The 15,636-nt window shown below is 47.0% G+C and carries 12 protein-coding genes; 9 read left to right on the top strand and 3 right to left on the bottom strand.

The window, feature by feature from the left end; genetic code table 11:
- The first annotated feature begins 72 nt into the window (after window positions 1–72).
- The 9 genes from araD1 (at window position 73) to AAKU61_RS00750 (ending at window position 10,306) form a co-directional block, all read left to right on the top strand.
- A complete protein-coding gene (araD1, locus tag AAKU61_RS00790; protein WP_354328830.1) occupies window positions 73–1,077 on the top strand; it encodes an AraD1 family protein in 1,005 nt (334 codons plus the stop codon).
- On the top strand, window positions 1,074–2,645 hold the full coding sequence (locus AAKU61_RS00785) for an aldehyde dehydrogenase (NADP(+)) (RefSeq protein ID WP_354328829.1): 1,572 nt from the start codon (window positions 1,074–1,076) through the stop codon (window positions 2,643–2,645). Before araD1 ends, AAKU61_RS00785 begins: the two co-directional genes overlap by 4 nt.
- 100 nt (window positions 2,646–2,745) lie before the next feature.
- Complete coding sequence (locus AAKU61_RS00780) at window positions 2,746–3,513, top strand: SDR family NAD(P)-dependent oxidoreductase (RefSeq protein ID WP_354328828.1); 768 nt, start codon at window positions 2,746–2,748, stop codon at window positions 3,511–3,513.
- A gap of 74 nt (window positions 3,514–3,587) precedes the next feature.
- Complete coding sequence (locus AAKU61_RS00775; protein ID WP_354328827.1) at window positions 3,588–4,643, top strand: arabinan endo-1,5-alpha-L-arabinosidase; 1,056 nt, start codon at window positions 3,588–3,590, stop codon at window positions 4,641–4,643.
- An 80-nt stretch (window positions 4,644–4,723) separates the two neighbouring features.
- On the top strand, window positions 4,724–5,785 hold the full coding sequence (locus AAKU61_RS00770) for an aldo/keto reductase (RefSeq protein WP_354328826.1): 1,062 nt from the start codon (window positions 4,724–4,726) through the stop codon (window positions 5,783–5,785).
- Between the two features lie 126 nt (window positions 5,786–5,911).
- The gene (locus tag AAKU61_RS00765; RefSeq protein ID WP_354328877.1) at window positions 5,912–6,853 is read left to right on the top strand and encodes a LysR family transcriptional regulator; all 942 of its coding nucleotides are present in this window, start codon (window positions 5,912–5,914) and stop codon (window positions 6,851–6,853) included.
- Window positions 6,854–7,755: 902 nt separating this feature from the next.
- Window positions 7,756–8,169, top strand: coding sequence for a GFA family protein (locus AAKU61_RS00760; protein ID WP_354328825.1), 414 nt, complete (start codon window positions 7,756–7,758; stop codon window positions 8,167–8,169).
- A 1,010-nt stretch (window positions 8,170–9,179) separates the two neighbouring features.
- Window positions 9,180–9,530, top strand: coding sequence for a hypothetical protein (locus AAKU61_RS00755; protein ID WP_354328824.1), 351 nt, complete (start codon window positions 9,180–9,182; stop codon window positions 9,528–9,530).
- 287 nt (window positions 9,531–9,817) lie between these two features.
- Complete coding sequence (locus AAKU61_RS00750; protein WP_354328823.1) at window positions 9,818–10,306, top strand: hypothetical protein; 489 nt, start codon at window positions 9,818–9,820, stop codon at window positions 10,304–10,306.
- A 293-nt stretch (window positions 10,307–10,599) separates the two neighbouring features.
- Here AAKU61_RS00750 and AAKU61_RS00745 read toward each other — a convergent pair whose 3' ends face one another.
- From AAKU61_RS00745 to AAKU61_RS00735, 3 genes are all read right to left on the bottom strand, one after another.
- Entirely contained in the window at window positions 10,600–13,089 is a 2,490-nt protein-coding gene (locus AAKU61_RS00745; protein WP_354328822.1) for an adenosylcobalamin-dependent ribonucleoside-diphosphate reductase, read from the bottom strand.
- Window positions 13,090–13,360: 271 nt separating this feature from the next.
- Window positions 13,361–14,650, bottom strand: coding sequence for a lipid IV(A) 3-deoxy-D-manno-octulosonic acid transferase (waaA, locus tag AAKU61_RS00740; protein WP_354328821.1), 1,290 nt, complete (start codon window positions 14,648–14,650; stop codon window positions 13,361–13,363).
- Window positions 14,651–14,662: 12 nt separating this feature from the next.
- Window positions 14,663–15,580 carry a DMT family transporter gene (locus AAKU61_RS00735; RefSeq protein WP_354328820.1) on the bottom strand — a complete coding sequence of 306 codons (918 nt, stop codon included), beginning with the start codon at window positions 15,578–15,580 and terminating at the stop codon, window positions 14,663–14,665.
- Between the last annotated feature and the right edge of the window lie 56 nt (window positions 15,581–15,636).

Below are 15,636 nucleotides of genomic sequence, written 5' to 3'. Positions count from 1 at the left end.
GCATTCAAATAAAGCGTAGTTGTTATCTTTTCGCACTACGCTTTTTATCTCACTTTTCATCGCGGAACTCACATGTTACTCATTCAATTTCTTACCGAATCTACTACCGGAGCCGGCACGCGACATATTGGTATTCTGGATCAATCCAGCATTCGCGTGATTGATGGCTATTCGTCAACCTATGCGCTGGCACAGAGCGCCATCCGGCAGCAGATTGGGCTTGAGCAATTGGCTCGTTCGGCTATTGGTAATGTGGTCTATCAGTATGAGGATATTGCAAAAGCAGGTCGCATTTTGCCGCCACTAGATCATGCAGATCCGGCGCATTGCTATGTCACTGGAACGGGTTTAACCCATCTGGGCAGTGCCGATGCACGTGATGCCATGCATAAAAAAATCGGTGGCGATGTGGACACGCTGAGCGACAGTATGAAAATGTTTCGCCTTGGCGTTGAAGGTGGGAAGCCAGAGCAAGGTCAGGTTGGAGCACAACCAGAATGGTTTTATAAAGGAGACGGCTCCGTTGTCAGTGCTAGTGGACAGACATTGAACATGCCTGATTTTGCGTTGGATGGTGGAGAAGAGCCAGAGATTGCCGGTCTGTATGTAATCGGCGATGATGGCGCGCCATATCGTGTTGGTTATGCGATTGGAAATGAATTTTCAGATCATATTACCGAGCGCCAGAATTATCTCTATCTTGCGCATTCTAAATTACGCCCATGCAGTATCGGTCCTGCTTTACTGGTCGGCGAGTTGCCATCCCATGTTGCCGGAACATCTCGCATTATTGATAAAGAGGGGCAAGTACGATGGGAAAAATCCTTCGTCAGTGGCGAACAAAATATGTCCCATACGATTGCGAATTTAGAATATCACCATTTTAAATACACCTTGTTCAATCGTCCCGGCGATGTACATATTCATTTTTTTGGCACCGCTACACTGAGTTTTGCAGACAATGTCAGCGTGCAGGCAGGTGAAACTTTTGAGATCGAAGCACCGGCATTTGGCCCGGCTCTAAGAAATAAACTGGAAGTGTCAAAAACTACTTTTGCGAAAGTACATGCATTATGATGATTACAGGAAAAGCGCTGATCGGTGGTGTTAGCGTGAAGGGAAACGGTAGCGCGTTTCTGGCATTTGATCCAACAAAAAAAGAATCGATAGAGCCTGCTTTTTACGCCGTTGATGCGGCTCAAATTGATGAAGCTTGCCGTCTGTCACAAGCTGCATTTGATCCCTTCCGTGCGACTAGCGATGAACAACGTGCCCAGTTTTTAGAAACCATTGCGCAACAAATTATAGAGCTGGGTGATGTTTTAATTGTACGTGCCATGGCTGAGAGCGGTTTGCCAAGGGTGCGCTTAGAGGGCGAACGTGGCCGTACAGTGACGCAGTTAAAGCTATTTGCCGATCTGCTGCGGGAAGGTTCCTGGCGTGATGTCCGTATCGATGCAGCTTTACCCGAGCGACAACCACCGCGGCCAGATTTACGTATGCAGCTGATTGGCCTGGGGCCAGTGGCGGTATTTGCGGCCAGCAATTTTCCGTTAGCGTTCTCGGTCGCTGGTGGCGATACTGCATCGGCATTTGCTGCTGGTTGCCCCGTCGTTCTCAAGGCACATTTTGCACATCCTGGCACGTCGGAACTGGTGGCGCAGGCGATTGCTAAAGCCGTGCAATTATGTCAGTTGCCCGCTGGCGTGTTTTCAATGTTAAGCGGTATTGGTAATGAACTTGGACAAGCGCTAGTGCGTCATCCGGCGATACAGGCAGTTGGTTTTACCGGGTCGCGGCAAGGTGGCATCGCGCTGATGCAGACGGCGGCTACAAGAGTACAACCGATTCCGGTCTATGCAGAAATGAGTAGCATCAATCCGGTATTTTTATTACCCCACGCATTGGCAAACCGGGCCAATGAGATTGCTGCCGGGTTTGCTGCTGCGCTCACCATGGGAGTGGGGCAATTTTGTACTAATCCTGGTTTGGTGTTGGGAATTGAGGGCACAGATTTTGATCACTTTGCAGCGCAGGCTGCACAGACATTGGCAACAGCTCAATCCAGCACCATGCTGACCCCGGGCATCGCATCCAATTATCAGACTGGTGTCGCCAATATGGCGCAGCAAGCCGACGTTACTACGGTAATTAATACGCCGATTGAGCAGGGCAAGGGTGGTCCAGCTTTGTTCACCACCAGTGGTAAAGTGTTTCTGGAACGAGCTGAATTGCATCACGAGATTTTTGGCCCTGCTTCGATATTCGTCGCTTGTAAAGATGCAGATGAAATACGTCAGGTCGCTGAGAGCCTGGAAGGGCAATTAACTGCCACCTTGCAAATGGATGAGGCAGATACAATCGTCGCCGCCCAGTTATTGCCGGTACTTGAGCGCAAAGTAGGGCGTATTTTAGTCAATGGGTTCCCGACTGGAGTAGAGGTAGTGTCGTCTATGGTGCATGGTGGCCCATTCCCGGCAACTTCGGACGGTCGCAGTACTTCTGTCGGTACCGCCGCGATCCATCGATTTTTAAGGCCAGTGTCGTATCAAAATATGCCGCAAACTCTATTGCCGCAAGCTTTACAGGAGGATAATCCTCTTGGAATCTGGCGTCGTCGTGACGGTGCGCTGACCAGGCAGTGAATGTAATCAGTGGGCGCATACAATGAGCAGAAAAAAGTAACTATAAAGTACGCTCACTAACAAAAAAAGTACGCTCAATAACAAAAAAATAGGAGACAAAATGAGTCAGTTAGCCAAATTCGGCAGCCTTGAAGGCAAGCGTATTTTCGTTACTGGTGGCGGCAGTGGTATTGGTGAGGAGATCGTCGCGGCCTTTGCAGCGCAGGGTGCGCAGGTCGCATTTGTCGATATCGCCGAAGAGGCTAGCCGGGCGCTTTGCAGTCGCATCGCAGCCGCCAGCGATCTTGAGCCATTATTTAGTCATTGTGATATCACCGATATCCCAGCTTTGCAAAAAGTGATGGCCGCATTCGCAGCCGAAATTGGAGATTTTGATGTTCTGGTCAATAACGCAGCCAACGATCAGCGTCATGAAACCGAAAATGTCACGCTGGACTATTGGAATGAGCGCATCGCCATTAATCAGCGCCCGATGTTTTTTACCTGCCAGTCCGTACTGCCAGGTATGAAGCGTAAAGGCGGCGGGTCTATTATTAATATCAGCTCCATCTCCTGGCATATCAAAGGCGCTGGCTATCCGGTATATGCCACCTCAAAAGCAGCCGTCGTCGGGCTTACTCGCGGTTTGGCACGTGATCTTGGGTCGCATGGTATCAGGGTGAATACTGTGACGCCCGGATGGGTCATGACACAACGTCAAATCGATTTGTGGGTGGACGATGCTGCAGAAATTGAGATCAAAAGAAATCAATGTTTGCCTGGAAAATTAATGCCGCAGCATATCGCGTCCATGGTGCTATTTTTAGCGGCGGATGATAGTGCTATGTGTACCTCACAAGAATTTATTGTCGATGCCGGCTGGGTGTGATTTGAATGCGGCTGAACTATATTCAATGTGGTTTGCCGGTTAGTTCGTAAGTTAGTCAGTGATTTGAGGTCTTCATGATATCTAGTTTATTCCGCACCCTTGTCGCTCTATGTGGTTTTGTGTTGATGTTGCATGTCCATGCACAGCAAATCCAGCCATCACAACCAATTCCGCAAGTCAGCGTGCATGATCCGGTGATGGCGAAAGAGGGCGACACCTATTACGTATTTAGTACCGGGCCTGGCATTACATTTTATAGCTCATCGAATATGAAGGACTGGCAGCTGGAAGGGCGTGTTTTTGCAGATGCACCGACTTGGGCGCGTGCTGTTGCGCCGGAGTTTAATGACCATATTTGGGCACCGGATATTCAGTTTCATCATGGTCAATATTATTTATATTATTCAGTATCCGGCTTTGGTAAGAATGCATCTGGTATCGGCGTCACGACAAATAAAACCTTGAATCCGCGTTCGCCAAATTACCATTGGGAAGATCAGGGTATGGTGCTGCAATCTGTGCCGGGTCGGGATGAGTGGAATGCGATTGATCCGAATATCATCACCGATAGTAAAGGAGCCGGATGGATGGCTTTTGGTTCATTTTGGAGCGGTATTAAACTAGTGAAGCTCAATGACAACTGGACTCAATTAGCACAGCCGCAAGAATGGCGTTCTATCGCTCAACGCGAGCAACCAGCCTTGGGAGTAAACCAATCTGCCCCTCCGGCAGAAATAGAGGCACCTTTCATCTTTAAAAAAGGTGGTTATTATTATTTGTTCGTTTCTTGGGGTTTGTGTTGCCGTGGCGCGGACAGCACCTACCATTTAATGGTGGGACGCTCTACCGAAGTGAGCGGACCCTATCTCGATAAAGCCGGTAAAGACTTGGCGAAAGGTGGCGGTTCTTTGCTGTTAAAAGGGACACCGGCATGGACGGGCGTTGGACACAACAGCGCTTATCAGTTTGATGGCAAAGACTATCTCGTACTGCATGCCTACGAGACCGCTGACAAGTACCTGCAAAAGCTAAAAATTATGGAAATGAGCTGGGATGCGGAAGGCTGGCCAGTGGTTAATCCGCAGGATTTAGATCGCTATCAAAGTCGCTTGTTACCAGCTAAAAAATAGGTTTTTTCTTTACATGCTGGTGATGCTTTTCTCGTATGTGTAAGTTGGCGCTCCAATCTGTCTAATTTAGAAAATCACAAATGATCTATCAAGCACATGACTCACGGTACGGTACGATGGCATATCGCCGTAGCGGTCGCAGTGGACTGAAGTTGCCATCGATATCACTAGGTTTGTGGCAAAATTTTGGCGACATTAATCCGATTGAAACCCAAAGAGCGATGTTGCGTCGTGCCTTTGATCGTGGTGTTACGCACTTCGATCTGGCAAATAATTACGGCCCACCTTTTGGTGCTGCAGAACGCAATTTTGGCCGGCTGTTTGCCGAGGACTTTAAATCGCATCGTGACGAACTAGTCATTTCAACCAAGGCTGGCTGGGATATGTGGCCGGGTCCCTACGGTGGTATGAACGGATCGAAAAAACATTTGGTCGCCAGTCTTGATCAAAGCTTACAGCGCATGGGTTTGGACTATGTGGATATTTTTTATAGTCATCGCCCTGATCCCCATACCCCGATCGAAGAAACCATGGGCGCATTGGCACAGATGGTGCGCCAAGGTAAAGCTCTGTACATAGGCATCTCCAATTACGGTCCTGCTCTGACACAAAAAGCAGCAGATTGTCTGCGTGCAGAAGGGATGCCGTTGACGATCAGTCAGCCTAATTACAGCTTGCTAGATCGATGGATAGAGCCGGAGTTGCTGGCAAAGAATACAGAGAACGGAGTTGGCACGATCGTGTTTTCTCCACTACAGCAAGGCTTTCTGACGGACAGATATTTGAAAGAAATTCCTACTGATTCGCGTGCCTCACGCTTGGACTGGGTGCGTAACGGTCTCAATTCTGAGGTATTAGCCCGTATCAAGGCACTCAACCAGATTGCGTTGGAGCGAGGCCAGAGCCTGGCACAAATGGCATTAGCCTGGACCTTGCGTGATGATCGCATTACTTCAACTCTGATTGGTGCCCGCACAGTGGCACAGCTAGACGACAGCCTAGATGCGCTGAATCACTTGCACTTCACGACGGAAGAAATACAGCATATTGATGTCATTAGTCAAAGCGACCCAGATGTTTTTTCTATGCCGGCTAAAGCGACGGGACAGGATTTAGTCGATAACCCTGATTTCAGAGCTTAAGCAAGCTATTTTTATTCGTTAAAAATAGCGTGGCTCAAACCTAAGTAAGACAGCTCGTGGATAAAGAGATGCCGCCAAAATCAATGCTGTATCATTTTCAAGATTAATGACACGATGATTTCAAAGATGGATAAGCTCAATCCCAACTGGTTCTTAAAAGCACGTTTAAAAACCCGGCAACTTTTACTCTTAATCGCTCTGGATGAACACCGCAATATCCACCGCGCTTCTGATGCATTACATATGACGCAACCAGCGGCGTCCAAACAATTAAAAGACCTGGAAGAAATGCTGGATGTGCGTCTGTTTGAGCGCCTGCCACGCGGTATGGAGCCGACGATTTACGGTGAGACCATGATCCGTCATGCTCGTATGGCACTGACTAATTTGTCGTTAGCACATGACGATATTGTGGCACTGCGTTCCGGTCTGGTTGGGCAAGTTGAAGTGGGTGTCATCATGACGCCAGGTATGGCACTGCTGCCACGTGCGATTGCCCGCATCAAGCAACAAGCACCGCTGTTGCGCATAGGCGTGCACATGGATCAAAGTAATATTTTGTTAGACCGACTGCAAAATGGCTCACTCGATTTTATGATTGGTCGCATTCTGGAGAAAGAAAACGGTTCTAGCCTGATCTATGAAGAACTCACAGAAGAACCCGCTTGCGCCGTCGTTCGCAACGAGCATCCGTTGTTAACACATAAAAATTTGCAGCTTAAAGACATCGCTACTAAACCCTGGATATTACCGCCTCAAGGCAGCATCTTGCGCCACCGCTTTGACATGATGTTCCGTCGGGCAGGCTTGCTGCCACCGGTTGATGTGGTGGATACCACGGCGCTATTGCTGATCACCGCACTCTTACAGCAAACCGATTCTTTGCATGTCATGCCTATCGAAGTCGCACGGTATTACGCCTCTTTAAATGTACTAAGTATTTTGCCGATCGAGCTCCCATGTGCGATGGATGCCTTTGGGATTATCCGGCAACAAGAGCGCTTAATGTCACCCGGCGCAGAGCTACTTTTAAACGCAGTAAGGACTGAAGCCCTGGCTTTGTATTGATAGTGTTTCTTCGCGTTAAGGTACTTTGAGTCTTGTTTGTTAGAGCTCCGTTTGCAGGTTCAATTACCTGTTTCGTTCATGCTGGTATGGCGCGATGGCCGGATTAAATGGCACTTTTAGACATCTGGATGAATGCTTGTTTAACGGAGGTATAAATATATACTCCATACAGGTATATATTATTGTCCAGGTAATTATTGGTCTATAAGTGATATTTTTATTATTTTATGGGGAGTATATTGGTTTTTCTGTAAATAATCGTCCGGAAAACGAACGTCTGCAAAGGGCGATTGATCCAAGCAGTCCAGAAGTGATCGGTACGAAGAAACCATTTGTGCTTCGATGCCGTGGATGTCAAAAATACTAAATGTACTTATTGCCAAATCGGGCTTTGAAACAGGATTGCTATCAATTATTTGGATTTGATTAATGGCAAAAGTGGCTTTACGTCAGCTATCTTCTTCTCTATTATCAGGACGCGCTGATCAATGGCGTGAGACTGCTTTTGCTCAACTACTTGCATAGCGACTTCGCGTGGGCGTGGTGGTAGTTGAGGAGGGCGAGGGAAAAATGACACATTATTCCAATCAGCGGTAGATTTATATGGCGATTTCAAGGAAATCAGATGGATGCTGCGCTTGCTTTTTCAAGTATCAAGTGATTTGATTTCTTCCGCACCCATCTGTATAGAAAGCCGGATATCATTAAAGAGAGCATACTTTCAAAGCCAGCAGACATAGGTTTTTTCCATACGTGAGCTATTTCTAGTGTACTAAGACGATTTTTAATAAGACCGAGTAATTTTGGTGGTTTTTAACTGGTACGAACGGATTGCCAGGATAGGCGGATGATCTGCCAAGCTAGGCAAATCTTTCACTTTATTTGAATCAGGTGACTCAGAAATGCATCCTATATCTCCGCAATCTTCTCGAATTGCCTCCTGCGGCTGTGGGCAGTTGCAAGCGCATGTCGCCAGCGAACCCTTGGGCGTATCTGTGTGCCACTGTCTGGCGTGTCAGCGCCGCACTGGCAGCGTGTTCGCTGCGCAAGCACGGTTTGCAAAAGAGGCGGTCACGGTCGTTGGTGCAAGCACAGAATATGTTCGTATCGGAGACGAAGGAACGAAATGCACATTCAGGTTCTGCCCGGTCTGCGGTGCGACCGTGTACTACACCTTAGATGCCTACCCTGAGGCGGTCGCAATACCTGTAGGCGCTTTTGCTGAACCCTCTTTTCCGGGACCCAGCGTTTCAGTGTATGAAGAACGTATGCACCTCTGGGTCCATATGCCAAGCAACATTAAGCATATAGGATGAGATCCAAAACCTGACGACGCACCTGTTATTGCAATGTGGGTACTGCGCACAAAGTAAGACTTTGCTCCTGCGTACCTAAGCATTTTGGCTACTTGGGAAAATACCACATTGATCAATCGAGCGATATGCGGTGATAAAACGAATTTGCCACCCACACACCGCGTCACTTTCAGACTGAAATTCGGACCTAAATCACGCGTATAACTATCCGCAGTTAAGAAGATTTGTCGTTAACTATTTTACTTAAAAGTTCAGGCGGAATTGGTTGTCCATGCTCACTTAAATGGCGCACGGTCTCATGTAATAAATGTAGACGTGTAATTTTCAAAACGACCCAGGCAATGATACTGACGATCGGAATAAGCAGAGCTGTGATTGGAATAAGTATGGGTGACAGGTCGCTGAATGAATTCATTTCTTTATTTTCCTGAAAAAAGGCCTTACTAAGTAAATCAATAAAAACCTCAAGTAGCTATCAATTTGCCGTCATGGTGTATCGGCCGCTAGTTGGGTAAGTTTGACGAGATAAACAACTAAATTTAATATCAATCTTCCAACATTAGCTTAGCAGCAATTGATATCTAAAGGTAAAATCAAAGTCGAATCTAATCAAAACTTTTTGAATAGAGCAACGCTGAAAGAAAAAACGCCAGACGTTTTTTGAAGAGATTAACGCTAATTACTCCTCAGCTTACGATAAATTAGTATCCACCATCGTCATGGTAATTCTCGTCATTTATAGTGGGAAATTAAGCGTTTCTTCACATTAAATAGAATACTTAATGAGCCGGATGGTGCTCTACTTGTATTCAGCGTCTACTACTGCGTCTTTGGTGATCAACTATCGATGGACGCCGCGATCCTACGCAAGAACTTCGGGATGTTTGATGCAACATGCAAATCTATGGGCTAAGTCCAAGTTAAAGTTGTACCGCTCATAAATTGTGGCATCCCGCTGAAATACGCTGAAGCGTTGGCTAATGACGACAGAGACGACTATGAGGCTACAAATGAAATTGATTTATATTTTTCTTCTGGTCGGGCTCGCACATCTTTCAGTATGGGCAGTACCACCAGAATTTCCTAAAGACGTTACTGTCTTTCTAGCTGAGCGTGAATCTTGCGATCATTGGCGCGGCGAGCCAGGTTATGACAATGAACGGCAAGCCGATATTGATTGGTACATTTGTCAGTCTTGCTCAGGTACCGACGAAAAGCTTGCAGGTCTTATGAAGAAATATCGTAGAAATAAATTGGTTATGGGAAAACTTGGCGAACTTGAGGCCCAGGTTGAGTCAAAAGATAAGGCTGCTGCCAAACGATTTTGTAGCGGCACCAGAAAGCCAAAATCGGACGAGTAGTGGTGGTTAAAAGCTTAGGAGACATAAACTACAACTTTCATCGGAAATTTACATGATTTCCCTTTGTCGAAAATAGATTCTTTTAAAACCAAAGACTTGGAGTGCGGATGATTGAGTGTGTTCAACTATCTTTTTTTGTTGTGAAGTTTTTCTGTGTATCCGGATAGGGAGACAAAAGACTTTTCAATGGCAAGCGGTTTCGTTACATTTAGTCTTTAATCATCAACAACGAATGGACAATTTCGCCTACGAACTGTCGTGCGGCCTTTTGTGATGGGAATATTCGAATGAGCATCACCAATTATCAAGGACTAAGAATCTTTCTGCGACCAGGAGAAGTACTCAACACCTATGATTTCACAGTCGAAAACCTCGGAGATGCGTCCTTGTGGAATTTGCGTTTAGATATTTATGAAATAGTTGGACCAAGTAGATTCGGACTGGATGATACGCATATGAAACCAGTATTATCAAAATACAAAACTGCTGAAATTAATTATTTACCTCCTGGCGCATCGACTTCCATAATGCAGCAAAAGTGGAGTAGCACTACCCGATACATTGCTCCACAACCACCCCAAATTTACGGTACGTTCACGACAAAGCAGGATGGTGGTGAGTTCTTGGGTTTGCGAGCGGACTTTGTCATTGCAGAAGGAGTCCCAGTACAATCGCGGGTGTTTGAAATATTGACGCCTAAAAAGCACAATGTTTCGAGGTCATACAAAATAGGACAGAAAATTGGGGCTGGAATTCGCAAGTGGTTCAAAGACTAGATTCTTTGGGTTACGTGCAAGCCATACTCTGCTGTTGGTGAATAGTTTGGCTACTATTGCGAGATGGGGGTAGGAGAAAGAAGTGCTCATGAACTCTTGCAAATCACAAAGCTGGTGTGAGTTTTAATTTAGCTAAAAAATGAAAATAGAGCTATACGTCGAACGAAAATAGGGTCCGTTTTAACAACGGACCCTATTTTTTTAAATCATAAATTGCTTTGGCATTAGATTCAAATAGTTAGTCCAGCTTTATGCCCGAACCCACACATTGAATTGCGCCAATAATTGTCGAATTACCCGCAAGCCCCTACATATCCGCATGAAACGCAACGACTGCACCCATCGATTTTTTGCAGCGCGTATGCGCCACAGTCGGGACATTTTTTTCCAGTGGCGACATAGTTGATCGGTGCTGATTCACCTTCATAGGCAAGGTCGTCCATGCCGTAGGCCAGGCTTTTATTACGGAACTGTTCGGCCAGCACTGTGACGGGAATCTGATTGCCAGCGGCGTCGATAAAGCCGCGTTTGATCAAGATGCGTTGTAGTGAATAGCCGATTGCTGCTACTTCTGATTCGTGGAACAGCGGCGCTTGTGTGCCGTCTTCTTTGGTGATGGTGCCACAGCGAACCGTACCTTTATCCCAGACAACTTCACGCATATCCGCCAATGCTTTTGCGATGGAGCCGCCGGAGCGGGCTGCCATGGATAGCAGGCGCATGCTGGCGGATATCCATTGCTGACCGTCGTTCTTTTGACCTGCTGGCATGAAGAATTCAAATGGACGTTCGATGGTGACCCGCTCACCACCAATCATGCCTTGCAGGTGGATAAAGCTGACTGTCAGGTAGACGGTTTTTTTACCTTCATAAGTCATGTATTGCACTTTGGATGTGACCGATTCAAGATCGCCGAATGGACGACCATCGAACTGTTTGCGTAGCAAATCATCGTCTGGAATTGCTGCTACTTGCGGTGCTGCCGGTTCTGTTGAGACCGATAAAACGCTGCCTAAAATACTGTTGGGACGATAAGTAGCAAGACCTTTTAGTCCTGCGCGCCAGGCATCCATATACAAATTTTGAAAATCTTCATACGGATAATCTGCTGGTACATTCACCGTTTTGGAGATCGATGAGTCGATAAATGGTTGCACCACTTGCAGCATCTTCATATGGTCGGTTGCTGACATATTGAGCGCGGTCACAAACTGCTCTGGTAATTTGCTATCGTCGCTGACATCATTGCCTAAGTGACGATACATACGCCAGGCGTGGTCGGCGACTTCATAGATTTTGCTCTCACCATCTGCCATGCGTTTTTTACGGTTATAAACCCAAGAGAATGCTGGCTCAATTCCGTTGGATGCATTGTCGGCAAAGGCTAAAGTAATAGTGCCTGTTGGCGCAATCGATAGCAGGTGAGAATTACGCAGACCATTTTTTGCGATGATGGTGCGCAGGTTTTTTGGCAGGCGTTTAGCGAATAAACCAGATAGATATTTGTCGTTATCAAATAGCGGGAACATGCCTTTTTCTTTGGCAAGTTCTGCCGATGCCAGATAGGCTGCATCACGCATCACTTCAGAAATTTTTTGTGCGACCGTACGACCTTCATCAGAATCGTAACGCAGGCCCATCATCACCAGCGTACTGCCAACTCCTAAATAGCCAAGGCCGATGCGGCGCTTGGATTGTGCCTCTGCCTGTTGTTGCGGTAGCGGCCAGGCGGTCGCCTCAAGTACGTTATCCAGCATACGGATAGCGATGCTGACGACGGATTTAAATTTGTCGTAGTCAAAGCTGACTGCATCAGTAAAAGGTGCCGCCACAAATTTAGTCAGGTTGATTGAACCCAGGCAGCAGCAACCATAGTCTGGCAGCGGCTGTTCTGCACAAGGATTAGTTGCTTCAATCTTCTCGCAATAGTACAGATTATTTTCTGTATTCATCCGTGATAAAAATAGTATCCCTGGCTCTGCATGATCGTAAGTAGAGCGCATCACTTCATCCCACAAGGCGCGGGCGCGTAAGGTCTGGTAGACCCAGATGCCGTCTTCGCGCTGGTAAGCACCAGCTTGTTTTTTTTCTTCGCCGGGTTCGGCTTTATGTACTAAACAGTAGTCGCTGTCTTTGGCAACGGCCTCCATAAATTCATCTGTGACACCAATGGAGATATTGAAATTAGTTAAGCCGCCTTTATCCTTGGAGCGGATAAATTCCAGAATGTCGGGATGATCTCCACGTAACACGCCCATCTGCGCACCACGGCGTGCACCGGCGGATTCTACTGTGGAGCAAGAGGCATTGAACACCTGCATAAACGACACCGGCCCCGACGCGCGCGAACGGGTGCCACGTACCAATGCATCTTTTGGACGTATCGTTGAGAAATCATAACCAACGCCGCCACCGCGACGCATGGTTTCTGCTGCGTCTGATAAGGCGGTATAAATGCCGGGCTTGCCGTTGGTGGTGCTAGATACGGAATCGCCGACTGGTTGTACGAAGCAATTGATCAATGTGGCATGCAAATCCATACCCGCAGCGGAGTTAATGCGGCCAGCAGGCACAAAGCCATTTTGCTGCGCCCATAAGAATTTTTCTTCATAGTAGCCATGGAAATCTGCGCCTTCAACTACGGCAAGTGCTTTGGCTACACGTTGTTGTACCTCAAGAATTGTGGCCTCATCACCTTTGGCATATTTTTCTAGCAATACATCTAAGGAGATTTCTTGCGGTGGCATTTCTGTAATACCGAGTATTTTGTCGTTGGCGTTCATTTGATTGCTAATCCGTTCGTTGATGGCGATAACCGATGGTTTGATTATTGAGGAGGTAATTGTCTGGACGATAAGAAAATTCCTTATCGTCTGGTAAATCGTTATAAATAGCTGAAAATACGCTTGAGCGTAGTATGGCGTTATAGCGCCTTGATAAAGAGCCTTAGCTCAATTATAGACCTCAGAAAAACTTTCGCTTTATACAGTGGTCGCAATGATCGATGAGGTGCAACGTGGCAAAGCTAGTATTGTGAACATAGCCACAGAGGGTTTAGCTAATGTTGATAAAATTTTCTAGCATCGTCATGGTTCTATTAGTCGCACCCTGATGCTGCATGAAAAAAGCATGGGCGTTTTGTCCCATTCTGTTGAGAGTATTGGGTTGATCTAATAATGCCCAAGCTTGTTGAAATAAATCTTCAGAATTTGCTACACGTTGCGCTGCTTTTGCGGCGATGGCCTGTTCGGTAATTTCTGAAAAATTAAAAGTGTATGGACCTGTTAGCACGGGTTTTGCCATGGCGCAGGCTTCAATTAAATTGTGGCCACCTAGATTGACCAGGCTACCGCCAACAAAGGCCAGATCACAAGCGGCGTAATACATATACATTTCACCCATACTATCGCCTAGCACTACATCCACTGAGGCGGATAAGGGATTTTCTTGAATCGTTAAATCCATGCTGGACCGGCGGACAAAACTAAGACCATGCTGCGTCAGCATGGTGCCGACCTGATCAAAACGTTGCGGGTGGCGTGGCGTGATCACGAGTAAGGTATTGGATTTGTCGCGTCGTCTATTGGCGACGAAGGCTTTGAGTAAGAGTTCTTCCTCACCATCACGGGTGCTCGCACAGAGAAAAATTTGGCGGTCGCCTAGCCAATGACGCAATCTCGCACCATTCTCGGCCATATGATCTGGCGGCGTCACATCAAATTTCATATTGCCGGTAACAGATAAATTACTTACTCCCAGCATTTTTAAACGTGCTGCATCTGGCCCTGATTGCGCGGCAACGCAAGTAATAGCTTGTGCCGCTGGCAAAATCAGAGAAGAGAGTTTTAAAGCTTTCTTCAAGGATTTTTCTGAAAGCCGCGCATTGACTAGCGCAACTGGTACGCCAGCTTGCTTGCATTGGGCGACCAGATTCGGCCAGACTTCGGTCTCTATCAATGCGCATAGAGAAGGGGAGTAGTGCTTTAAGAATCGCTGGACGATAAAACTAATGTCATACGGCACAAACACTTGCGTAATCCGGTCGGCAATATCGGCAAACAAAATCGCGCCGGTGGCACGACCTGTTGGCGTCATATGACTGAGAATAAGATGATGTTGTGGGTAATGTCGTAGCAAAGCACGCACTAATGGTTCTGCGGCACGAGTTTCGCCAGCAGATACCGCGTGTACCCAGATTGTTTTTTGATGACGATAGCTGGAATAAAACCCGAGACGTTCAGCAATATGCTGGCGATAACCAGGCTCTTGGCGGCCTCTTACCCAGAGTCGTAATAAGACGATCGGAAGAGATAAACACCAGACAAAAGAATATAAAAGACGCATAGCAGCAGGGTATCAGTTTCGGCGAAAATTGACCAACACAATGCCGACTAACACCAGTATTGCACCCAGCACAAAGCGCGGACTAATAGGGTCATCTAATAACAGCACGCCAGCCGCTACGCCAAATAGCGGAGTTAAAAATGAGAACACCGACAAACGAGATGCCAGATAGCGGCGCAACAGCCAAAACCAGGTTAGATAGCTGGCAAAAGCGATACTAATGGTTTGAAAAAAGAGGTTTAGCCAGATGCTGATCCCCCAGTCTTGCGGGTAGAATTTCTCCGCCTGAAACTCACCTTTAAGCGCAGAGAACAGTAGCAGTAGGACTGCCGCTCCCAACAACTGATATAGCAACGTTGTAGTCGGTTGCGCCTCTGATAGCTTAGAGCGACGGATCGCTACCGTAGTTGCCGCCCACAAGATGCCGCCAGCGATACCGAAAGCATCACCGATCAACATATCGTTCAGCGCATGCGAGTTAGTTTGAAATGCCGCAGAAAACGCGATCGCAACACCCGCAAACGCAGATATGATCCCTAGCCATTGGCTAGCCTGCATACGTTCCGAGGGAATCAGCCAGTGCAAACCAATCACAGTAAAAATCGGTGCAGTATATAAAAAAACTGACATATGAGAGGCTGAGGTGTAATTCAAACCTATCGAGATACACATAAACTCAGCGGCAAACAAACTGCCCGCCAGCATCCCCGGTAAAAAACTACCATCGCGTACAGAAAATGGAATTCGCCTTACCAGAATGAGGCAAAGAACCAATACTGCCGCCAGGCCAGAACGCAAGCCTAATTGCATGCTGGGACTGATAATGGGGACAGCGATTTTCACCGCTACTTGCTGTAAGCCCCAGCAAATGCAGAGCAATATCATGGTGGCGACGGCAAAGCCATCAAGATTTTTACGGTTGGATGTCATCAGGAGCGAGGAGGAATGTCCTCGTTTGGAATAATAGTGATGCTGGAATATACCTT

Origin of the sequence: Undibacterium sp. GrIS 1.2, from assembly GCF_040544435.1 — a bacterium.
Taxonomy (GTDB): Bacteria; Pseudomonadota; Gammaproteobacteria; order Burkholderiales; family Burkholderiaceae_D; genus Undibacterium.
The sequence above is the reverse complement of the archived record's forward strand: the minus strand, read 5'-3'. Positions and strand labels throughout refer to the sequence as shown.